Source organism: Alteromonas sp. AMM-1 (assembly GCF_047290655.1).
Classification (GTDB): Bacteria; Pseudomonadota; Gammaproteobacteria; order Enterobacterales; family Alteromonadaceae; genus Alteromonas; species Alteromonas mangrovi.
The window spans coordinates 1-20,849 of record NZ_JBLBUE010000018.1 but is presented as its reverse complement, the minus strand read 5'-3'; the positions used below and the strand labels follow the sequence as shown (position 1 = coordinate 20,849).

At 48.3% G+C, this 20,849-nt stretch carries 21 protein-coding genes; 20 read left to right on the top strand and 1 reads right to left on the bottom strand.

The window, feature by feature from the left end; all coding sequences use genetic code 11:
- Window positions 1-37 precede the first annotated feature (37 nt).
- From flgB to flgL, 11 genes are all read left to right on the top strand, one after another.
- Entirely contained in the window at window positions 38-442 is a 405-nt protein-coding gene (gene flgB / locus ACLR2L_RS05780) for a flagellar basal body rod protein FlgB (RefSeq protein ID WP_140956162.1), read from the top strand.
- Entirely contained in the window at window positions 439-861 is a 423-nt protein-coding gene (gene flgC, locus ACLR2L_RS05775; protein ID WP_140956161.1) for a flagellar basal body rod protein FlgC, read from the top strand. The genes flgB and flgC overlap by 4 nt, the downstream gene beginning before the upstream one ends.
- Window positions 862-896: 35 nt before the next feature.
- The gene (locus ACLR2L_RS05770; protein ID WP_140956453.1) at window positions 897-1,577 is read left to right on the top strand and encodes a flagellar hook assembly protein FlgD; all 681 of its coding nucleotides are present in this window, start codon (window positions 897-899) and stop codon (window positions 1,575-1,577) included.
- 15 nt (window positions 1,578-1,592) lie between these two features.
- Window positions 1,593-2,978 carry a flagellar hook protein FlgE gene (gene flgE, locus ACLR2L_RS05765; RefSeq protein WP_140956160.1) on the top strand — a complete coding sequence of 462 codons (1,386 nt, stop codon included), beginning with the start codon at window positions 1,593-1,595 and terminating at the stop codon, window positions 2,976-2,978.
- 125 nt (window positions 2,979-3,103) lie between these two features.
- Window positions 3,104-3,847: a flagellar basal-body rod protein FlgF gene (flgF, locus tag ACLR2L_RS05760; RefSeq protein WP_140956159.1), complete on the top strand. Its 744-nt coding sequence runs from the start codon at window positions 3,104-3,106 to the stop codon at window positions 3,845-3,847.
- 41 nt (window positions 3,848-3,888) lie between these two features.
- Window positions 3,889-4,677: a flagellar basal-body rod protein FlgG gene (flgG, locus tag ACLR2L_RS05755; protein WP_140956158.1), complete on the top strand. Its 789-nt coding sequence runs from the start codon at window positions 3,889-3,891 to the stop codon at window positions 4,675-4,677.
- An 18-nt stretch (window positions 4,678-4,695) separates the two neighbouring features.
- Window positions 4,696-5,379 (top strand): flagellar basal body L-ring protein FlgH, encoded by a 684-nt coding sequence (gene flgH / locus ACLR2L_RS05750; RefSeq protein WP_413366471.1) that lies wholly within the window; start codon window positions 4,696-4,698, stop codon window positions 5,377-5,379.
- A 9-nt stretch (window positions 5,380-5,388) separates the two neighbouring features.
- On the top strand, window positions 5,389-6,498 hold the full coding sequence (locus tag ACLR2L_RS05745; RefSeq protein ID WP_413366469.1) for a flagellar basal body P-ring protein FlgI: 1,110 nt from the start codon (window positions 5,389-5,391) through the stop codon (window positions 6,496-6,498).
- The gene (gene flgJ, locus ACLR2L_RS05740; protein ID WP_413366466.1) at window positions 6,498-7,451 is read left to right on the top strand and encodes a flagellar assembly peptidoglycan hydrolase FlgJ; all 954 of its coding nucleotides are present in this window, start codon (window positions 6,498-6,500) and stop codon (window positions 7,449-7,451) included. Before ACLR2L_RS05745 ends, flgJ begins: the two co-directional genes overlap by 1 nt.
- A gap of 25 nt (window positions 7,452-7,476) precedes the next feature.
- The gene (gene flgK, locus ACLR2L_RS05735) at window positions 7,477-9,609 is read left to right on the top strand and encodes a flagellar hook-associated protein FlgK (RefSeq protein WP_413366464.1); all 2,133 of its coding nucleotides are present in this window, start codon (window positions 7,477-7,479) and stop codon (window positions 9,607-9,609) included.
- A gap of 5 nt (window positions 9,610-9,614) precedes the next feature.
- Window positions 9,615-10,838: a flagellar hook-associated protein FlgL gene (flgL, locus tag ACLR2L_RS05730; RefSeq protein WP_413366462.1), complete on the top strand. Its 1,224-nt coding sequence runs from the start codon at window positions 9,615-9,617 to the stop codon at window positions 10,836-10,838.
- Here the strand turns inward: flgL and ACLR2L_RS05725 are convergent.
- A complete protein-coding gene (locus ACLR2L_RS05725; RefSeq protein WP_413366460.1) occupies window positions 10,825-11,769 on the bottom strand; it encodes a hypothetical protein in 945 nt (314 codons plus the stop codon). The two genes, flgL and ACLR2L_RS05725, sit on opposite strands and share 14 nt — an antisense overlap.
- Window positions 11,770-12,023: 254 nt before the next feature.
- Here ACLR2L_RS05725 and ACLR2L_RS05720 point away from each other — a divergent pair, with 254 nt between their 5' ends.
- The 9 genes from ACLR2L_RS05720 to pseB all read left to right on the top strand — a co-directional run.
- Complete coding sequence (locus ACLR2L_RS05720; RefSeq protein WP_413366458.1) at window positions 12,024-12,848, top strand: flagellin; 825 nt, start codon at window positions 12,024-12,026, stop codon at window positions 12,846-12,848.
- A gap of 349 nt (window positions 12,849-13,197) precedes the next feature.
- On the top strand, window positions 13,198-14,025 hold the full coding sequence (locus ACLR2L_RS05715) for a flagellin (protein WP_140956150.1): 828 nt from the start codon (window positions 13,198-13,200) through the stop codon (window positions 14,023-14,025).
- A gap of 465 nt (window positions 14,026-14,490) precedes the next feature.
- A complete protein-coding gene (locus tag ACLR2L_RS05710; RefSeq protein ID WP_140956149.1) occupies window positions 14,491-15,318 on the top strand; it encodes a flagellin in 828 nt (275 codons plus the stop codon).
- A gap of 988 nt (window positions 15,319-16,306) precedes the next feature.
- Window positions 16,307-17,131, top strand: coding sequence for a flagellin (locus ACLR2L_RS05705; RefSeq protein ID WP_413366454.1), 825 nt, complete (start codon window positions 16,307-16,309; stop codon window positions 17,129-17,131).
- Between the two features lie 98 nt (window positions 17,132-17,229).
- A complete protein-coding gene (locus ACLR2L_RS05700; protein WP_413366452.1) occupies window positions 17,230-17,679 on the top strand; it encodes a flagellar protein FlaG in 450 nt (149 codons plus the stop codon).
- 9 nt (window positions 17,680-17,688) lie between these two features.
- A complete protein-coding gene (gene fliD / locus ACLR2L_RS05695) occupies window positions 17,689-19,140 on the top strand; it encodes a flagellar filament capping protein FliD (protein ID WP_413366450.1) in 1,452 nt (483 codons plus the stop codon).
- A gap of 21 nt (window positions 19,141-19,161) precedes the next feature.
- Entirely contained in the window at window positions 19,162-19,590 is a 429-nt protein-coding gene (fliS, locus tag ACLR2L_RS05690; RefSeq protein ID WP_140956145.1) for a flagellar export chaperone FliS, read from the top strand.
- Window positions 19,587-19,898 (top strand): hypothetical protein, encoded by a 312-nt coding sequence (locus ACLR2L_RS05685; protein WP_413366447.1) that lies wholly within the window; start codon window positions 19,587-19,589, stop codon window positions 19,896-19,898. Before fliS ends, ACLR2L_RS05685 begins: the two co-directional genes overlap by 4 nt.
- 276 nt (window positions 19,899-20,174) lie before the next feature.
- On the top strand, window positions 20,175-20,849 hold a 675-nt coding region (gene pseB, locus ACLR2L_RS05680; RefSeq protein WP_413366518.1), incomplete at its 3' end, for a UDP-N-acetylglucosamine 4,6-dehydratase (inverting).

The window sequence follows — 20,849 nt, the reverse complement described above, 5'->3', positions numbered from 1 at the left end:
TTTGCTTAGTTGTGACTAAGTATTAGGAGTAGTGCTCATGGCAATTAATCTAGACAAACTCACAGGCTTCCATCAACAGGCGTTGAATATTCGCAACGACATAATGGAAGTGAGCGCCGGTAACCTGGCAAACGCCAACACCCCTGGCTATAAGGCCCGAGGCATAAACTTTCAACAAGCTATGGCTTCGGCGCAGTATGCAAGCGGTCAAAAAATGACACGTACTCATGAAAAACATATCAGCGGCGGCATGACCTCGTCAGCGGAAATTGGTTTCCGCATTCCTTCTCAACCGGATACGGGTGACGGCAATACGGTGGAAGTGCAGCGCGAGCGTAATGAATTCTTAGACGCATCGATGCGCTATCAGGCCAGCATTCAGTTTCTGGATGGCAAAATTAAAGGCATGAAAAAAGCGATTAGCGGAGGACAAGGGCAATGAGTTTATTTGATGTTATGTCAATTTCTGAATCGGGTATGCATGCAGAAAGTGTTCGCCTGAATACCACAGCCAGCAACATAGCTAACGCCAATACTGTGAGCAGTAGTGCAGGTGAAACTTACCGCGCACGTCATGCTGTTTTTGCCGCTGAACTGCAACGCGCCTCAAACGACCAGATGAAAGGCACCGAAGTAAAAGTGCTGGGCGTGGTAGAAAGCAACAAACCACTTAACGTTGAGTATGCGCCTAACAACCCATTGGCAGATGAAAATGGCTATATCTACAAGCCCAATGTGAACATTGTGGAAGAGATGGCCGATATGATGTCTGCGTCAAAAGCCTACGAAACCAACATTCAGGTAGCTGATACCGCCAAACGCATCTTCCGTCGCGTAATGATGCTTGGCCAGGGCCAGTAATGGCTGGCCATTAAGAGGATACTATTGTGAGTATAATCAACACCACAACAGGCTTAACCGACAACCTGTACTGGCAGGACGAGACGGTTCCGGTAGTCGATGGTTCTGAGCAAGCACTGAGTCAGGAAGACTTTTTCGCCTTGCTGACCGAGCAGTTAGCGAACCAGGATCCTACCAAGCCGGTAGACAATGATCAGATGGTGTCGCAAATGACCCAGTTCACTACTGCGGATGGCATCAACAAACTCAACGAAAAGTTTGAGACTTTTGCCACTTCAATGACGTCAAATCAGGCGTTACAGGCGTCTGGGCTGATTGGTCAGAACGTACTGGTAGAAAGCAACATTGGCTACATGGCTACTGATGGCGCAGGTGTCAGCGGTGTAGTGGTAAACGATCAAACTGTTCAGAACATGGAAATTACCATTACCAGTCCAAACGGCGAAGTGGTAAGGGTAATCAATGCCGGCACGCAAGCGGCAGGTAACATCCAGTTCAGTTGGGATGGCACTGACAGCCGCGGCAATATTATGCCGGCCGGCGAATACATTGTTAGTGCATCTGGTGAAGCTAATGGTGAAGGGGTGGCTATTTCCACCGCTATCAACCGACACGTTAGCAGTGTGAGCCTGGCAAGCAGCAGTCAGGGCATTATTTTGAATTTAGCAGGTGATGTCAGCATTAATCTTAAAGACGTCATTCAAATCGGCAGTTAGTAGGAGAGAAAACTCATGTCTTTTAATATTGCATTAAGTGGCGTATCTGCCGCACAAAAAGATTTGGACACCACCGCCAATAACATTGCCAACGTCAACACGGTAGGTTTTAAGGAATCGCGTGCTGAGTTTGGTGACGTATATGCGACATCATTATTGGCGGGCGGTAAAACAAAAGTAGGTGACGGTGTATTAACCCAGGAAGTTGCGCAGCAGTTTACCCAGGGTAGTTTACAGTTCACTAATACCGCATTGGATTTAGCGATCACCGGCAACGGCTTTTTTGCCACAGTACCAGAAATTACCTCACGCGATTTTTCGTTTACCCGTGCCGGTCAGTTTAAACTCGACGCCGACAACTTTGTGGTAAACAGTGCGGGCGATAATCTGGTTGGTTTTCCGGTTAACTCCGATGGTACCAGCGCTTCAGTGGCGTTAAGTACAACGGTTCCTGTGCGTATTCCTGATTCATCAGGTAATCCACAGCAAACCGGTGAAGTTGATATTCGCATGAACCTGCCAGCAGGTGAAGGCGCGCTGGATCCAGCCAGCTTCGACCCGGAAGACCCATTAACCTATAACGCCGCTACCTCGGTAACTGTTTATGACTCGCTGGGTGACAGCCATGTTATGACCTATTATTTCATTAAAGACAATGCAGTAGGTAGCGACAACGAATGGTATGTAGTTGCCTCGGTAGACGACACGCTGGTTGACTTGGTGAACTCTGACGGCACGGATTCAGACCCTACGACCGCCGTCAATTCTGCAGGCACCAATACCGGTAACGGCGTAACAGCTGCGAAGTTAATTTTCAGCCAGGGCGGTGAATTTACTGGTATTGAATCGCCAGATGGGGTGGCGCAGTCTGATTTTAAAATTGTAACCGAAGCATTGGGCGGAACAATTTTGGCGAACGGCTCTGATCCAACACAGCAAATTGCCATTGATTTTAACCTGGATCCAAATGGCGCTACGCCAAATGAACCTACTCAATTCGCATCTGCCTTTGAGGTAACTTCACTCGAGCAGGACGGTTTGCCAGTTGGTCGTTTAACCGGTATTGATATCGGCCCGGATGGCCTGGTTCGCGCAACCTTCTCAAACGGGACGTCTGAGCCTATCGTGCGCGTAGCCTTGGTACGCTTCTCAAACGAACAGGGCCTGACACAGGAAAGTAATACCCAGTGGAAAGAGAGTATTCTGTCAGGTGAGGCACTTGCAGGTGAAGCAACAACCGGTACCTTTGGTGAGATCAACTCTTCGGCTCTGGAGCAGGCTAACGTTAACCTGACGACGGAACTGATTGACCTGATTATTGCGCAACGTAACTTCCAGGCAAACTCTCGTTCACTGGAAGTAAATAACCAGTTAAACCAGACCATTCTGAACATCCGATAAGCATTTCTCTTATCGTAAAAGGGCTGCCCAGGCAGCCCTTTTCTTTTAGCTGTTTTATTTTGGCACTTTTGGCATCGCCTTTGCACATTCACTGCTAAGTGTATTAAAAGCGTCAAAAGGCAGTCATGGATAAATTACTCTATATCGCCAGCAGCGGGGCCAATCAGGACCTGATTGCAACGTCTTTGCGCGCCAACAACCTGGCAAACGCGCAGACCACCGGTTTCAAAGCGCAGCTCGAACAGGCCCGATCTATGCCGGTATACGGCGAAGGTTTGCCGACCCGGGTGTTTGCCATTACCGAAAGCCCCACCAACAACTATGAAAGTGGCCCAATGATTCAAACTGGCAGACAACTGGATGTTGCCGTACAGGGCGACGGATGGTTTGCCATTCAGGATCAGCAGGGCAAAGAAGCCTATAGCCGCGATGGTAATTTTCAGTTGGGTGCCGATGGTGTGCTCGAAGATGTGCATGGCAATGTGGTGATGGGGGATGCCGGACCGATATTTTTGCCCGTGCCACTGGATAACCTGAATATTGCCGCCGACGGCACTATTTCGATACGTCCACAAGGCGCACCGGAATCGGTACTTGAAGAAGTAGGCAGACTCAAGCTGGTTAAACCGGAATACCGCGATATGGAACGAGGTAATGACGGATTATTCCGCATGAAAGACGGCACAACGGCTGCGGCCGATGAAACGGTGTCAATTCGCACCGGCATGCTGGAAGGATCGAATGTGAACGCGATTGATGAGATGGTCAATATGCTGAGTTTGCAGCGTCACTACGAGCTGCAAGTCAAAATGATGAAGAAAGCTGACGCCCTGGATACTCGCGGCAACATGTTGCTGCGCATCATCTAATCCAATCGGTATCAACAGAAACAAGGCAGAGGAGAAATCATATGCATCCTGCACTTTGGATCAGTAAAACCGGACTCGACGCGGCGCAAACCGACGTGTCCGTGGTGTCGAACAACCTGGCTAACGCGTCTACCGTTGGCTTTAAGAAAGACCGGGCGATATTTGAAGACCTGTTGTATCAGAACATTAATCAGCCGGGCGGTCGCTCGTCGGCTGATACTGAATTGCCATCAGGCCTGATGGTGGGCGCAGGTTCAAAAGTAGTGGCAACACAAAAAGCCCATACACAAGGGAACTTGTTAACAACCGACAACGCGTTGGATATGTCGATTCAAGGGCGCGGATTTTTCGAAATCCTGCAACCTGATGGCAGCATTGCGTATACCCGCAATGGTCAGTTTACGTTAAACGATCAAGGGCAAATTGTTACTCCTGGGGCTGGTTTCCTGTTACAGCCTGAAATCACCATTCCGGAAGATGCACAGCAAATTACTATTTCACAGGACGGCGAAGTGTCGGCATCGGTTCGTGGACAGGCGGAGCCACAGGTATTGGGACAGCTTACTGTATCTGATTTTGTTAATCCGACTGGCCTGATGCCTACTGGCCAGAACCTGTATGTCGAAACAGCAGTATCAGGCGCGCCAATTCAAGGCGTACCCGGTTTACAGGGCTTAGGTACCATTGTGCAGGGCACGCTGGAAACCTCCAACGTGAACGTAACAGAAGAGCTGGTAAACCTGATTGAAAGTCAGCGGTTATACGAAATGAACTCCAAGGTGATCTCATCGGTGGATCAGATGCTTGGACAGGTCATTCAACAGCTATAACGAATAAGTGAGACGGTTATGCAGCGCCTAATGTTCATTGCGATTGCGGGATTGATTACCACTGGCTGTGCCAGCACAGGCCCTGACTATGTGCAGGCAAACGACCCGTCGTTTGCGCCTGTGATCCCGGATATTCCGCGCGAGCACATCGTTGAAGACGGTGGCTTGTTTCGCCCTTACATGGCCAACAGTCTGTATTCTGATGTCACTGCCCGCCGGGTAGGTGACATCATCACCGTCACCCTGAGCGAGAATACCGCAGCGTCAAAATCAGCCGGCACAACCACGTCTAAAGAAACCGGGGTAGATTTACAGCCGATTACTGGTTTAGGCGGCAATGCATTGAATATAGGCAGAGAGTCAATTCAACTGGGAGTGAGTTCATCCAATGAATTTACCGGAGATGCTCAAGCCAACCAGAGCAACAGTTTAAACGGTAGCATTTCTGTCACGGTTGTTGACGTGCTGGCAAATCAGAATCTGGTGATCCGCGGCGAAAAGTGGCTCACGTTGAATCACGGCGACGAATACATTCGTTTGACCGGCATCATTCGTCCTTCTGACATTTCTCCTGCAAATGAAATAGTGTCTACCAAAATTGCCAATGCGCGCATCCAGTACAGTGGTACCGGTAGTTTCGCCCGTTCACAGGAAAAGGGTTGGTTAACCAAGTTCTTTTCCTCTGAATGGTGGCCGATGTAAGGAGGTCCTATGCGAATTTTTATGTATGTTTTGCTTGGTAGTATGCTGATTAGCAATCAGGTATTTGCTCAGCGCATTAAAGATGTAGCCAGTATTCAGGGCGTGCGAAGCAACCAGTTAATTGGTTACGGCCTGGTAGTGGGTTTGCCTGGCACGGGCGAGCAAAGCCCGTTTACCGAGCAAAGCTTCCGTACCATGCTAAGTAACTTTGGTATTAGCCTGGATCCCAACACCAAACCCAAGATTAAAAACGTCGCGGCAGTGGCTGTTCATGCCGATTTGCCGCCATTTACTAAGCCAGGTCAAACTATTGACGTTACCGTGTCATCGATTGGTGAAGCCAGTAGTTTGCAGGGCGGCACACTGCTACAAACCTTCCTCAAAGGGGTCGACGGCAATATCTATGCGGTTGCACAAGGAAGTCTGGTTGTCAGTGGTTTTGGCGCTCAGGGTGGGGATGGCTCACGTATTATCGTTAATACTCCAACCGTTGGTCGTATTGCCAATGGGGCATTGGTAGAGCGTGCTGTACCGAGCGGATTTGCTTCTGGTGACAGTTTAACGCTGAATCTACATTATCCTGATTTCTCAACCGCCAAAGCACTGGCCGATACCATTAACCAGCGTTTTGGCGCGCAGCCTGAGAAAGGCTATGCGATTGCTGAGCCATTAGACGCGGCTTCTGTCCGTGTGACTGCGCCGCGGGATCCGGGTCAGCGAGTCGGCTTTTTGGCAACCCTGGAAAACTTCGAATTTACCCCGGCAGATGCGCCTGCCCGTGTAGTGGTAAACAGCCGTACTGGCACCATTGTAATTGGCCGGGATGTGCGCCTGTTGCCTGCCGCTATTACCCATGGTGGTCTTACCGTCACGATCAGTGAAAACCAGCAGGTTTCTCAACCTAATGCGTTAGCCGAAGGTGAAACTGTGGTCACTACCCAGTCCATCATTGACGTTAATATGGCAGACAGCCGTATGTTTAAGTTTGAACCTGGTGTAACACTGGACCAGTTAGTGCGCGCAGTGAACGAAGTCGGCGCAGCACCTGGCGACCTGATGGCTATTCTTGAAGCCTTGCGTCAGGCCGGAGCTTTGCAAGGTGAGCTGGTGGTGATCTAATGGACCTGTTGAATAGCAAAACTACGCTGGAAAGCGCCCGAAACGTGCATGATATGTCGAGTATCAACCGCTTAAAAGAAGCGGTGTATAGCGACGACAAAGATGCACTGAAAGAGGCCGCGCAGCAATTTGAAGCTATCTTTGTGCAAATGATGCTCAAGTCTATGCGCAAAGCGCAGGATGCGATGGCCGACGAAGACAGCCCCTTTAACTCTGAGCAAATGAAGTTTTACCGCGACATGCACGATCAGCAAATGGCTGCAGATATGGCCAGTGGTGGTGGCATGGGGCTGGCTAAATTAATTGTGCAGCAACTCGGTCAGCCTGAGAAAGGGCAGTATATGCCATCAAGTGTGTTGCGAAACGACGGCAATCTAGCCTCGCTAAACTGGCATAACCGTTCGCAGGTAGCCGATGCTCAGGCGTTGGCTGAATCTGTGTCAGAAGAATCAGTACAGCAAGCATTTAAAACCGCCGCATTTGACAATCCTGCTGCTTTTGTTCAGGCATTGTATCCCGTGGCCTCACAGGCTGCCGAAAAGATTGGCGTAACACCGGAAGCATTAATTGCCCAGGCCGCGGTTGAGACCGGATGGGGTCAGTACGTGATCCACGATGGCAAAGGCAATAGCACCAATAATCTGTTTGGCATTAAAGCGAACAGCCAGTGGAAAGGTAATGCGGCTACGGTAGCTACAGTAGAATTTGACGACACGGTCGCGCGCCAGCAAACAGCGGCATTCCCAAGCTACGAATCGCTGGAGCAGGGATTAACTGATTACGTTGATTTCATTCGAAATCAACAGCGCTATCAGGGCGCGGTGGAGCAGGCGGCTGATCCAAAAGCGTATTTCAATGCGCTGCAACAGGCCGGTTACGCTACCGATCCCCAGTACGCCGACAAGATAATGTCGGTGCTGAACAGTGAACAGTTCAAGGGCTATTTACCATGAACACACATAATCGGGGGGCTGAAGCATGAGTAGCAATGTCGATCTCTATTCCATTGCAACCAGTGGCGTTAACGCCAGCAGCCGCCTGTTGGCGACCACCAGTAACAACATAGCCAACGTAAACTCAGAAGGCTATGTTCGCGAGCGCACGGTATTCACCAATGAATTATTGGGTGGGGTAGGTAAAGCCACCACCGAGCGTGTGATAGACGTGTTCGCGCAAAATCAAATGCGTCGCGATATTACTCAGGTTGGCGAGTGGGAAACGTTTTATAACAAAACAGAAGCAATTGATAATTTACTGGCTAATGAGGCCAATTCTTTATCCACGGGCTTGAGTGAATTTTTTGCCTCCGTGCAAACTGCCGCTGACGATCCAACGAATCTGGCATCGCGCGACCTGGTGTTGAGCCAGGGGAGTTCCATGCTCCGCCGTATGAGCTCCATTGCTGATTTTATGAATTACAAGGAAGATGAACTCAACCTTGAATTCCAGAGTATGGTTAACCGCTCAAATAACCTGATCAAAACCATTGGCGATCTGAACAAAGCCATTCTGGTTGTAAAAGGCAATCACACCGGTGGCGAGCCCACTGCACTGCTAAACGAACGCGATAATGCCATTAACGAACTAGCAGGATTAATGTCTATCGAGATCCGCGAAAGCCGCAACGCCAATGGTTCACTGCTAGTGAATCTTAGCAGTGGCGAATCGTTGGTATTAGAAGATGGCAGCTTTAACTTGTTTGAACTCACCGATAGCGCTGATGTGATGTACAAACAACTGCAATTGGCAACCACGTTCGATGGCGCAAAAGCCAATACTAATATTCGGATCACCGAAGATGATTTAGGCGGCTCGCTGGGTGGCTTGTTCCGCTACCGGGATGAAGTATTAGGCCCGGCACAGCGGGATATTGGCCAACTGGCGGTAGCCTTTGCCGACGCGGTGAATAGCCAGAACCGGTTGGGCATGGATTTAGATTTCCAACTTGGCGGTGACATTTTTACATTACCGGAATTAACCGGGCTACCGTATTCGGGGACACCCGATACGCTTAAAGTAGCGGGGCAATTTACGCCGGGACAGGGCAGTGCTGTAACGGACGCGGATATCCGGGTTACGGTAACGGCTGTGTCTGGCGGGGTACCGTCACAAGTATCGGTAGAACTGCTCAATGCCGATGGCAGTCCTAAAAAAGATGAAAATAACCAGCCTGTCACTTACACGGGGATTGCCGTAACCAGTGGATTTACTGAATTACCCGGCGGGATTGAAATTGAATTCCAGTCTGCATCGGGTTATAGCGTTGGCAATGAATTTTTATTCCAGCCGGTTAAATACAGTGCCAGTGATATTGAGATGGCTACTACTCGCCCGGAAGATTTGGCGTTTGCCAGCCCGATTCGGGTGGACGTGAGCAACAGTAATCTGGGTGATGCCCAGGTGGTTGCCACTAAAGTCACAAACACTGAAGTGGATGCGTCGTTGGGTGCTGATGCCTCAGCGTTTGATGGCTCAGGTGGTATACACGGTCTGGCCGGTTCGCCCAGTGCAACAGTGGGGGCGCCACTACAAATCGTATTTACCTCGGAAACCAGTTTTAATGTGCTGGATGGTGAATCACCAGCAAATGTGATCACCAGTGTCAGTGGCGTAACTGATTACACCAACTTACTGGCACAAGCCGAAGCGACAGGTTCTCCGGCGTGGCCGGCGTCGTTTTCTGCGCTGAATGACTACCCGGGGTATGATTTTAGCTTGCAGGGTAAACCGGTTGCAGGCGACAGCTTTACCATCAGCTACAATACTGACGGCAGCTACGACAATACCAATGCGCTGGCTCTTGCGGGCTTACAAAAGCAGGGCTTGACCAAATTAAGTACTAACAGTGTTAGTCAGCCACGCACATTGCATGAGAGCTATTCGACACTGGTGAGCCGAATCGGAGAGGAAGCGTCGTCGGCGAGTATTGCCTTGCAAGCTGCGGAAGCGATGAAGGTACAGTCATCTGAATGGTTCGATTCTGTGTCGGGCGTGAGTTTGGATGAGGAAGCGGCAAATCTGGTGAGATATCAGCAGTCGTATGCGGCTGCCGCCAGGATCCTGTCTACCGCACAGGAATTGTTTAACACCATTTTATCGTCGGTTAGGTAGTGTCTATGCGAATTACGACCAATCAGCTTTACGATCAGAATATCCGCGCCATTATGGATAATCAGGCCGGGTTGGCGGATACACAGCTTGCCTTGTCGTCGGGCAAGCGCATTAACAAGCCATCAGATGATCCGGTGGGCTCGGCAAAGGTCATCCGTATGACAGAAGAGCTCGACAGCCTGAAGCAGTTTCAGCGCAATAACGATTTGGTGACGGGCTCTTTGTCTCAGCAGGAATCGATTTTGCGCAACATGACCGACACCATGAATCGCGCTCGGGTGTTAGCATTACAAGCCGGTGACGGGTTGTTATCGGATGCCGACCGCAAAGCGCTGGCATCGGAAATCGCGCAAATTAAAGACGAAGTGTTTGATTTAATGAACTCGCAAAATGCCGATGGCGATTATTACTTTGCCGGTTATCAGTCGGAAACTCAGCCATTTGTATTCAATCCGGGCGCATCGGGCAATGCGTACACATTCCAGGGCGACAGTGGAACCAATGAAGTGCAGTTATCTGGCAGTGTTACGATCCGCAGCAGTGCATCGGGGCAATCAGTATTTGAAGATGTGGCAGCCCGCCGCAATTTCACTATAACCGGTTCTTCAGGGATTACCGTGGACTATGCGCTGGTGGCAGGTCAGGGCGATTTTGATAAGTTTTACCGTAATAATTACGATCCGGTAACCGCAGCAAATAACAATTACCAGGTCAGTGTGATTTCGTCCACCCAGGTGCAAATTACCAATACCGGTACCGGTGCGGTTGTAGCCACCAAAGGTTATACAAGTGGCGAACCTTTTACGTTTGCGGGTATCGATTTCACATTAACCGGTAATACTGGTTCTACTCTGAACTTCCAACTGGATGCACCTGAAAAGAAAAACATTGCGCAAACACTGCATGAACTACAAGCCGTGTTAAGCAATGAGAATGTCAGTGATTCAGACTTCAGAGAAGGCTTGAGTGATGCCTTAGTGGGCATTGATAATGCACTTGAAAAAATCGGATTTGAGGTGTCGTCGATTGGTGCGCGCTTAAATGTTGCTGAATCCGTTTACGAGACCAATCTGGATTTGGAAGTGGCAACCAAAGAAGCGCGTTCAGCTATTCAGGATGTGGATTATGCCGAAGCCTCTGCAGAGTTCGCAAAACAGGAAGCGGCATTAACTGCCGCGCTGTCTACTTTTCCAAAAATTTCCAACCTGAGTTTATTTAACTATCTCTAGTCTGGTCAACGCTGAATGTGGCCAGATACATTCGGCTTTGGTTATCGATGTGAGACGAATAATACGTCATCAATAACCTGTCGTTGTGAATTGCCAGTCCCGGATAACCATTATCACCTGCACTGGGTAACACTGCCAGGGTGGTTAATTTTGCCGTAGTGATATTGAGTTGCCAAAGCCGGGTGTGCAAATTTTTGCCATCCCAGTGTCTGCCAGCAACCAATGCTGAATCATCATTCAGTAACAACATAGCAGGGCCTCCAATGTACATTTTCAGATCCTGCCACTTAAACTGCGTGTAGGGTGGCTTGCTTATGCCTAATTGAGCGGTATAGCTATCGGCATCACGTCGTACAATTGTGATCAGACGATCATCAGACGTAAAAACCAAATCACTTTCGTTGGGATACCCCAGTCCGTGTTTCTTTTTCGACAGGATGGCTTCACGCTTTAGCTCCATTTGCCCGCGTAACTGACCCGCATACAAATTGAGTTGGTTGGCCTGGCGCAGATAACCCAGCCCCCAGCACATGCCATTATGTTCTTTTGCCCGCCACAACCACCATGCCCTGGGGCCAGGGAAGTGTATACCTGACCAGGTGTTATTTCCGGTTGAAAACCAACTCACGGTTTCGGGTACTGGATGTGCCGGGGAAGAGCGTGTGTGAGCAATCAACATGAGTTTGCCGCTTTGGGTGGGAGTGAAATGCGGATCCCGTAAATCATAACCCGGCAGTACCAGCTGATGATAAGACACTCGCTGGCCGTTGAGCTTGCACTGCACAACGATGATTTTTCCGTCGTCGCTCATGTGATGAGTACCACTGCGATAGCTGATGAATAACTGATCCTGAAAGATCACTGCATCACCAAAGGCATTGTGACGCTGCCCGGTACACACTCGCTGTATGTTATCTAATTGAATCTTCAAATTTAACTCTTGATACATGGATGCCAGTTGAATTGTGCCAATGGCAAAGCAGTTTAGCTCTCAGTATAGCGTTTCCGATCAGCCGCTAAAGAATTTTTGAAAATTTTATTAAAGGGAATTTCAAGAATGTCGATATAGGATTTGAGAGAGCCAGTTCATCAATTACCCCTCAGGTTTTGATGACTACTAATACAATGTAACGCCGGAGATCCCGGCAGCCAGCTCCAGCTGGATTGAGAGTGTAGGAGAGACTTATGTCTTTGTACGTCAATACCAATGTGTCCGCATTAAACGCGCAACGCCAGTTGTTCGATGTGTCTAACTCATTAAGCACTTCATTTGAGCGTCTGTCATCAGGATTCCGCATTAACCGTGCATCTGACGATGCGGCGGGTCTGCAAATTACCGATCGTATGACTTCTCAGATTCAAGGTCTGAACCAAGCCGTACGTAACGCCAACGACGCTATTTCATTAACGCAAACCGCTGAAGGTGCACTTAACGAAACGACTACTGCTTTACAGCGTATTCGTCAGTTAGCTGTGCAGTCGCAAAACGGTATTAACTCGTCTGCAGACCGCGTGGCGCTTCAACAGGAAGTAAACGCACTGATCAGTGAGTTGTCCCGTATTTCTACTGATTCACAGTTCGGTGGTTTGGACATTCTGACTGGTGGCTTCTCCGCTAAGTTCCTGGTAGGTGCCAACGGCGGTCAGACCATCTCTGTAAACCTGTCTCGTACCGGTGGTTTTGGTGCATCAGGCCTGGGCGTTGGTTCAGTGTCAGTTTCCTCTTTTGCCACAGCATCAGCAGCACTTACTGCAGTGGATACTGCAATTTCCGCTGTCGGTGCGCAACGTGCTCAATTGGGTGCTCTGCAAAACCGCTTCCAATCTACTATTCGTAACCTCAGTAACATCGCAGAAAACGTATCTGGCGCACGTTCTCGTATCAAAGATACAGACTTCGCAACAGAGACTGCATCACTGACGCGTAACCAGATTATCCAGCAGGCAAGTACTACTGTATTGTCGCAGGCAAATCAGCGTCCACAAACAGCGTTGCAGTTATTAGGTTAATCCACGTGATTCCTAAGTCAGGGAATGGGGCCAGGAGGTAGTGAACCAGGTATCCACCTGACAGCAGAGAGTAGGCTCACTCTTTAAAAAAAGAGCAAAAAGCCGGACGAAAGTCCGGCGCCTTGCTGCTTCTAACTAACTGAAAAATAAGCTTAAAAAAATTTAGTAAAAAAGGCTAAAGGATTTCTCCTGCCCGTACGATAACTATTACAAAGGCACTGCGAACAAAAATAATAAATACGCAAAAGTGCCAGGCTGATCGCCCCAATAACAACAACATGATCGGCCAAACCAGGTTAACAAAAACAATAAAAACCTGGGTACTACAAAATCGTTAGGAGATTACAAAATGAGCTTATACGTTAGCACGAATGTGTCGTCGCTGAATGCTCAGCGGCAACTATTTACCTCTAATTTGCATTTGAGTACCGCTTTTGAGCGCCTGTCTTCCGGTTTCCGGATTAACAGCGCCAAAGATGACGCGGCTGGATTGCAAATCTCAGATCGGATCACGTCTCAAATTATGGGTCTTGATCAGGCTGTTCGAAATGCCAATGACGGCATCTCTCTTGCTCAGGTTGCTGAAGGCGCCATGCAAGAAATCACCACTGCGCTGCAACGCATCCGTGTGCTGGCTATTCAGGCACAAAACGGTATCAACACGTCTGCAGACAGACTGGCACTGCAAAAAGAAGTATCAGCCCTAAAACTGGAGATCAGCCGTATCGCTGCAACCTCACAGTTTGCCGGTGGCGATATTTTGACAGGGGCCTTCTCTACCGCATTCCTGGTGGGTGCACAAGCAGGTCAGTTTATCAGTTTTAACTTGTCTCGTCCGGGCGGTTACGGTTTCTCTGGCCTTACCAACGGGTATAACGCCAGTGTACTGACAGCCGGACAGGCTTCAGCAACGCTTCCGGTGATCGATGCGGCTATCTCTGCTATCGATGCCAAGCGGGCAGACTTAGGCGCGGTACAAAACCGTTTCCAGTCAACTATCAGAAACTTAAGCAATATCTCCGAGAATGCGTCGGCCGCACGGTCACGGATCCGGGATACAGACTTTGCCACTGAAACGGCAGAGTTAACACGCTGGCAGATTATCCAGCAGGCCAGTACTACGGTACTTAGCCAGGCTAATCAGCGTCCACAAGCAGCATTGCAGTTACTGCAATAGCATCGAGTGAACGCATGATGATGCTCAGGACTGTAAAAATGCGGGGGCAGACTGCAGTCCATAATCAAATAACGATGAGTAGAAACTAAGAAAAACGGTCGAGTTGCAATATGTGGGGGCAGACTGCAATCGACCGATGAGTAGAGTGTTTTTTGCAAGACAACGTGTTTAAGCAAGCTAAATAAAACCCTGGGGTTTTGTGCTGTGCTAAAGCTGCTGACTGACAGGAATGAAGCCAGGAGGTAGTGAGAGGTATGAGGTCTGAACATCATACCTGCCGCCAGCAAGAGCTTTTGCTCAGTTTAGCGCTGCTTAACCAGGCATTCGCCAAGCAAAGCGTCAGTTTTTTATCACTGACGCAAAAGATAATGCATAGGCTGTGCCAACACGTTGAAGTGAATTTTAAAACTGCGTTGATAACAACAACAAATACAACGCGATTACTTTAACTGTTAGGAGAAATCCATGAGTCTATACGTTAACACGAATGTGTCGTCGCTAAATGCTCGTCGACAATTGTTCACCTCATCAAATGGTCTGGATACTGCGTTCCAACGCTTATCTTCAGGCTTTCGCATCAACTCCGCGGCAGACGATGCAGCCGGGTTACAAATCTCTGACCGGATGACCAGCCAGGTTATGGGTCTTGATCAGGCGGTGCGTAACGCAAATGACGGGATTTCTCTGGCACAGACAGCCGAAGGCGCAATGTCAGAAATAACAACGGCCTTACAACGTATACGGGTGCTGGCTATCCAGTCCCAGAACGGTATCAACTCATCATCAGACAGACTGGCACTGCAAAAAGAAGTATCAGCACTGAAAACGGAAATTTCACGTGTTGCCGCAACAACGCAGTTTGGTGGTGTCGATATTTTGTCAGGGGCCTATTCAGCTGCTTTCCTGGTGGGAGCAAATGCCGGTCAGACTATCAGTGTGAATATTTCGCGCAGCGGCGGCTTTGGTTTCTCAGGCCTGACGAGCGGGAATAACCTAACCGTAGCAACAGCAGCGGGCGCGTCTGGCGCACTGACTACGATAGATTCAGCGATTTCGATTATCGACGCCAAACGGGCAGACTTAGGTGCAATCCAGAACCGCTTTCAATCAACGATTCGGAACTTAAGCAGTATCTCGGAAAATGTGTCAGCGGCAAGATCGCGCATTAAAGATACAGATTTTGCCACCGAGACGGCACAACTTACCCGCTGGCAGATAATCCAGCAAGCAAGTACAACAGTGCTTGCCCAGGCCAATCAGCGACCACAGGCAGCATTGTCGTTATTAGGCTAAACTTGAATACAAAGAGAGGGTGGAACTGAGAGGCCAACCCCAGCCAAGGATGGCGGCCGAAAGGCCACCAGTAAAAGGAAGAAAACGCCGACTAACAGAACTGAGAGTGTAGAATTTTAGGTTGAGAGGCCAGTATACTACTACTAATCCTGCCAGCCAGCAGAAACCGAATTTGCTCAAAACTCCTAACGTGAGCAAGTTGGCCGGGTCGCCTTTTAGACCCGGCCTTTTTTATTTTTATTGCCGAGTAAACACCAGTCAACTTACAAGGTAATACTATACAAATCCTGTGCCAACGTTTTTTTGACACACCGTAAATTCTTTATTTTTTCCCTTCATGATGCTTCCTGTCTCAGGGATTACCTGCGATGCAGCGTCTCTTTGTATTGTGCAGTAGTCCGGTAAGGCTCGCACAAGGATGGGAATCCCCGCATGAGTTTTCATTCCATAGATGTTTGCTATGGCCAAATCCGAACGAAAGCATAAACAATCCTTGCCGCATGGCAATGCGTTGGGGCGATGAGTTGCCGCTAACGGACTTTACTGCCACTGTAATGCCGTTTCGATTGTCATGATTCTGCCTCGCTGTTGATCTGGTCAAGTGGCGTAGCCTTTCGGCGTAGCTTGCCGGCATAACCTGCCCATATTGCCCATAAATTTTTTGAAAAATATCTCAAACCAAGCTGAGAACAGGCCTGTATTTCACTTAAGTTCGATAACTTTAGCAAAATATTTAAAATTAAAATTCATTTAAAACAATGACTTAAAAAATATTTTAAAAAAGAGAGAAAAAAAGCTAAAGAAACTCAAGGAATGGCCGATACCTATAGTTGAGGGGTAATTCATTCTGTGAATTGCGTAGTTGCCGGAGGGCGCTACAAATATGAGGTGGTTTAGCTGGATATCAGTCCGCTGAATTAGGTACGTAAGGTTACAGCTTAGCAGAATTCACTATATTCGACCAGCTGTGACCCCAGGAGGTTAGATAATGTCTTTATATGTAAATACAAACGTCTCGGCCCTGAATGCACAGCGTCAGTTATTTGATGTCAGTAACAAGCTAAGTACATCATTTGAGCGCTTGTCGTCAGGTTTCCGTATTAACAGTGCAGCAGATGACGCTGCGGGTCTGCAAATTTCTGACCGTCTGACCACACAGGTTCAGGGTTTAAATCAGGCTGTAAGTAATGCTAACGATGCTATTTCACTGACGCAAACAGCGGAAGGCGCATTGTCTGAGGTTACAACCAGCTTGCAGCGTATTCGCCAACTGGCAGTTCAGTCACAAAATGGTATCAACAGCTCTGCTGACCGTGTGGCACTGCAACAGGAAGTAACAGCGTTGGTAAACGAATTGTCTCGTATTTCTACAGACACACAGTTTGCTGGGGTTGATATTCTGACTGGTGGCTTCTCCGCAAAATTCCTGGTTGGTGCAAACGGTGGACAGACTATCTCTGTAAACCTGTCACGTTCAGGTGGATTCGGAGCCTCTGGTTTGGGTGTGGGTACTGTTTCAGTATCGTCTGTGACTGGTGCTTCTGCAGCATTAACGGCGGTTGATACAGCGATTTCTGCAATTGGTGCGCAGCGTGCATCACTAGGTGCCTTGCAAAACCGCTTCCAATCGACTATTCGTAACTTAAGCAGCATTTCTGAGAACCTGTCAGGCGCACGTTCACGTATTCGTGATACTGACTTTGCCGCAGAAACTGCCGAATTAACACGAAATCAGATTATTCAGCAGGCGTCTGTTTCTGTACTGAGCCAGGCTAACCAGCGCCCACAAACAGCGTTGTCGCTGCTGGGCTAAGTTAGCTAACCGGAACATTCCGGTATAAGAGTTAAGATGGTAAACGGGCATCTGCTATAAGCAGGCCCGTTTTGGCGTTTGTAATCAGGGGGTTAATTGTGGAAATTTCAACGTCACAAATTGGCCAGAATTTTGCTGGTATTAATAGCAATAGCGCAAACGAGGTCAAAAACGAGCGATCGTTAAGCCAGACGCGTATTGAGGAAAATCTAAACCAGCGAAACCTGGAAAAAAATAGCACGCCTTCAGCAGAAGATATTCAAGCTAATTCTGATTCTGCCGATAACTTTCAGAGAGAGGGGCGTAGCCAGGAGCTGGATGTCGCGGTGCAGGAAATACAGTCATTTTTGCAGGTACAAAACCGCAATCTGGCGTTTTCCATTGACGACGATACCAAGCGGTCTGTGGTAACGGTAAAAGATTCTTCATCAGGTGCTGTCATCAGACAAATTCCATCAGATGAGGTGTTGAGGCTTGCGGAACGTATAAAAGATCTCCAACAAGACATCGGAAGTAGTGTGGGGGTGCTTTTAAACAATAAAGTGTAGAGGTGAATTATGACAATTCAATCGTTAGGTGTTGGTTCTGGGCTTGCGCTTGACGACCTGGTGTCGCAATTGCTCGATGCAGAGCGTGCGCCAAAAGAAGAGCGACTGAACGCCAAAGAAGAAAAGATCGAAGCTGAAATTTCCGCTTTGGGGCAAATAAAGTCTAAATTGTCTGATTTCAAAGATACGCTTGATGAAATGCGCCGTGATTCCGATATCAACGGCCGCGAGCCTACTATTACCCATCCCAATGAAGATTCCGAGATCTTTACAGCGGAAGCGGCAAACTCCGCATTACGCGGTTCCTATGAAATTGCAGTATCACAACTGGCCTCTGGCAGTCGCTTCGAAACAGCCGATGCGGATTTTGCCGCCAGCACTGACAAAGTGTTAACGGACGCGGCTGGCGATGCCACCATGACGTTCAAAATAGATAGCACTGGCGACAGCTTTACTGTTACCGTTAAGCAAAATATGACATTGGCGCAATTGCGCGAAGAAATTAATAATCACAGTGATAACTTCGGTGTTAATGCCAACATCATTGATACGGGTACTGCCGCTGGTGGCGCTAAACTGGTGTTCTCGTCTACCGTAACCGGTGCGGGCAATGATTTAAAAATCGTTAATGATGGCAACCGCGCGGAGCTCGATAAATTAACGACAACCGATTCTACAGAAACGGCCACCTATCTGACTGCTATTAAGTCGGCGTCTAATGCGAAGGCTACTATTGATGGTATTGCGGTAGAAAGTGACACCAACAATTTTGAAAATACCATTCAAAACGTATCGTTTGAGGCTACTAAGGAATCCCCGTTTGATGTTGACGGCATTACGCGTTTAACGTCAACGCTGGAAATTGGTTACGACAAAGAAGGTCTCGATAAAAAAATCCGTGATTTTGTTGATAATTACAACAAAATTATTACGGATATCAAATCCCTGACCCGTTACGGTGAATCTGAGCTGGAAGAAGATGGCGCGTTAGCAGGTGATTCACTGCTCAGAGGTATCAGTGGGGCGCTGGCAGGTGTGGTTGGTTCGAGAGTGGATTCCTCGTCGCTGGGCAGCTTGTTTGCACTGGGCATTGAACTGACGTCAGATGGCAAGCTCGAAATCGGTAGTCTGGACTTTGGTTTGGGTTCCGGTGAAGAGCGTTTAAGTGATGCGATTGATGATAATTTTGATGAAATTGCAAAACTGTTTACCGACGAAAACCAGGGTATTGCCACGCGTTTATATGAGATCACCAAAGAATACACGTCTTTCAGCGGATTGATTAGTTTGCGCGAGCGTTCAGCGAAAGATGACCGCGATCAGCTTAATGATGATAGAGAACGCTTTGAACTACGCATGTCAAATTACGAACAAATTTTACGTGACAAATATCTCAACCTGGACCAAACCGTAGCCAAGCTAAACCAAACCGGTTCAGCGTTGTTAGCGGCACTGGGTTAATGCGAATTTTTAGGAGTTAACATGGCACTTACCGGCATTAATGCTTATCGGAAAGGCAACCTCAAACAAGATATTGCAACCGCGGATCCTCACAAATTAACCCTGATGTTAATGCAGGGCGCGTTAGACAGGATTGCCTATGCCAAAGGCGCAATGGAGCGACGTGAGTTTGAACAAAAATCACAGCTGATTTCGCGGGTGTCTGCCATTATCATGAATTTACGCGATACGCTGGATTTAAAATTGGGTGGCGAGACAGCTGAAAACCTGTATGCCCTCTACGATTACATGTTAGACCGACTCAATGAAGCGCATGTAAAGAATAGCTTGCAGTTGCTGGATGAAGTGACTAACCTGCTTACTCCTATTCGCGACGCCTGGGTTCAAATTCCTGAAGAAGCCAAACAGGAAGCTTTCGAAGCGCAGCGTCAAAAACGTGAAGCTGTGTGAATATCGACCAATTAAATCATGCATTAACGCCGGATAACTTACGAGCGTTAAATCAGCAAATCAGCGAGTGTCTGCTCGCTGATTCTCCCGACAAATACCAACAGTTCAATACTCTCATCAATGAGCGCGATCAGCTTATCCTTTCAATTCTTGGCCAGCTCGACAACGCGACAGCGAAACAATTTGCCCAACAGGAAATGGTTGTTAACGACAATCTGAAGAATATGGCGCAAACCTTGCTAAAGTCAGCTAAGGACGATGTTAGCCAGTTTATTCGTAGTCAAACAGCGATCAAAAAGTATAAATAAGCGGCATTTAGCCGGGATTTAACGACATTAAATAGCTTTTTAACTGCATACTGACTATATTTGCTTTGGGAATGGCTACTTAAGCATTTGTATTCCATACGTTTTCGTTTAAGTGATTACAACGCGAGACCATGGCATGCAATTTCAGGTGTGTAATTGTGAAGAGGGCGACAACTTATTGACGCTGTGTCAGGGGTACTGACACCCTTCGCATCGATGCGGGGCGCTTATTCTGCCAGTGCATTGACAATAAATAAGAACGGTGAAGACATGAATGTGTTTGATAATCGTACCATACTGATCACGGGTGGAACTGGCTCATTTGGCAAACGTTTTGTCAGTTATTTGCTGGCTGAAGCCAAACCAAAGCGAGTCATCATTTACTCCCGCGACGAACTCAAACAGTTTGAAATGCAGCAGCAGTTCAATGCGCCATGTATGCGGTACTTTATTGGTGACGTGCGCGACAATGAGCGCCTTAAAATTGCCATGAAGGGCGTTGATTATGTGGTACATGCCGCAGCGCTTAAACAAGTACCGGCCGCCGAATACAACCCCAATGAGTGTATTAAAACGAATATCAATGGCGCACAGAATGTGATTGATGCGTCAATTGCAAACGACGTGTCCCGCGTTATCGCCCTGTCTACCGACAAGGCTGCCAACCCGGTAAATCTGTACGGAGCCACTAAACTGGCTTCCGATAAACTGTTTGTTGCAGCTAATAATATCTCTGGCGCCACGGGGCCGCGCTTCTCAGTAGTTCGCTATGGCAATGTGGTAGGCTCCAGAGGCTCGGTAGTGCCTTTCTTCAGAAAACTGTTGCGCGATGGCTGTGACGAATTGCCTGTTACGCACCCTGAAATGACCCGTTTTTGGATCACCCTGGACGAGGGCGTGGAATTTGTGGTGAAGAATTTCTCGCGCATGCAGGGCGGTGAAATTTTTGTT

What these genes read in the sequence shown, in the direction of transcription:
- flgB (WP_140956162.1), top strand. Translation starts at nt 38, where the DNA reads ATGGCAATTAATCTAGACAAACTCACAGGCTTCCATCAACAGGCGTTG.
- flgC (WP_140956161.1), top strand. Translation starts at nt 439, where the DNA reads ATGAGTTTATTTGATGTTATGTCAATTTCTGAATCGGGTATGCATGCA.
- flgE (WP_140956160.1), top strand. Translation starts at nt 1,593, where the DNA reads ATGTCTTTTAATATTGCATTAAGTGGCGTATCTGCCGCACAAAAAGAT.
- flgF (WP_140956159.1), top strand. Translation starts at nt 3,104, where the DNA reads ATGGATAAATTACTCTATATCGCCAGCAGCGGGGCCAATCAGGACCTG.
- flgG (WP_140956158.1), top strand. Translation starts at nt 3,889, where the DNA reads ATGCATCCTGCACTTTGGATCAGTAAAACCGGACTCGACGCGGCGCAA.
- flgH (WP_413366471.1), top strand. Translation starts at nt 4,696, where the DNA reads ATGCAGCGCCTAATGTTCATTGCGATTGCGGGATTGATTACCACTGGC.
- ACLR2L_RS05745 (WP_413366469.1), top strand. Translation starts at nt 5,389, where the DNA reads ATGCGAATTTTTATGTATGTTTTGCTTGGTAGTATGCTGATTAGCAAT.
- flgJ (WP_413366466.1), top strand. Translation starts at nt 6,498, where the DNA reads ATGGACCTGTTGAATAGCAAAACTACGCTGGAAAGCGCCCGAAACGTG.
- flgK (WP_413366464.1), top strand. Translation starts at nt 7,477, where the DNA reads ATGAGTAGCAATGTCGATCTCTATTCCATTGCAACCAGTGGCGTTAAC.
- flgL (WP_413366462.1), top strand. Translation starts at nt 9,615, where the DNA reads ATGCGAATTACGACCAATCAGCTTTACGATCAGAATATCCGCGCCATT.
- ACLR2L_RS05720 (WP_413366458.1), top strand. Translation starts at nt 12,024, where the DNA reads ATGTCTTTGTACGTCAATACCAATGTGTCCGCATTAAACGCGCAACGC.
- ACLR2L_RS05715 (WP_140956150.1), top strand. Translation starts at nt 13,198, where the DNA reads ATGAGCTTATACGTTAGCACGAATGTGTCGTCGCTGAATGCTCAGCGG.
- ACLR2L_RS05710 (WP_140956149.1), top strand. Translation starts at nt 14,491, where the DNA reads ATGAGTCTATACGTTAACACGAATGTGTCGTCGCTAAATGCTCGTCGA.
- ACLR2L_RS05705 (WP_413366454.1), top strand. Translation starts at nt 16,307, where the DNA reads ATGTCTTTATATGTAAATACAAACGTCTCGGCCCTGAATGCACAGCGT.
- fliD (WP_413366450.1), top strand. Translation starts at nt 17,689, where the DNA reads ATGACAATTCAATCGTTAGGTGTTGGTTCTGGGCTTGCGCTTGACGAC.
- fliS (WP_140956145.1), top strand. Translation starts at nt 19,162, where the DNA reads ATGGCACTTACCGGCATTAATGCTTATCGGAAAGGCAACCTCAAACAA.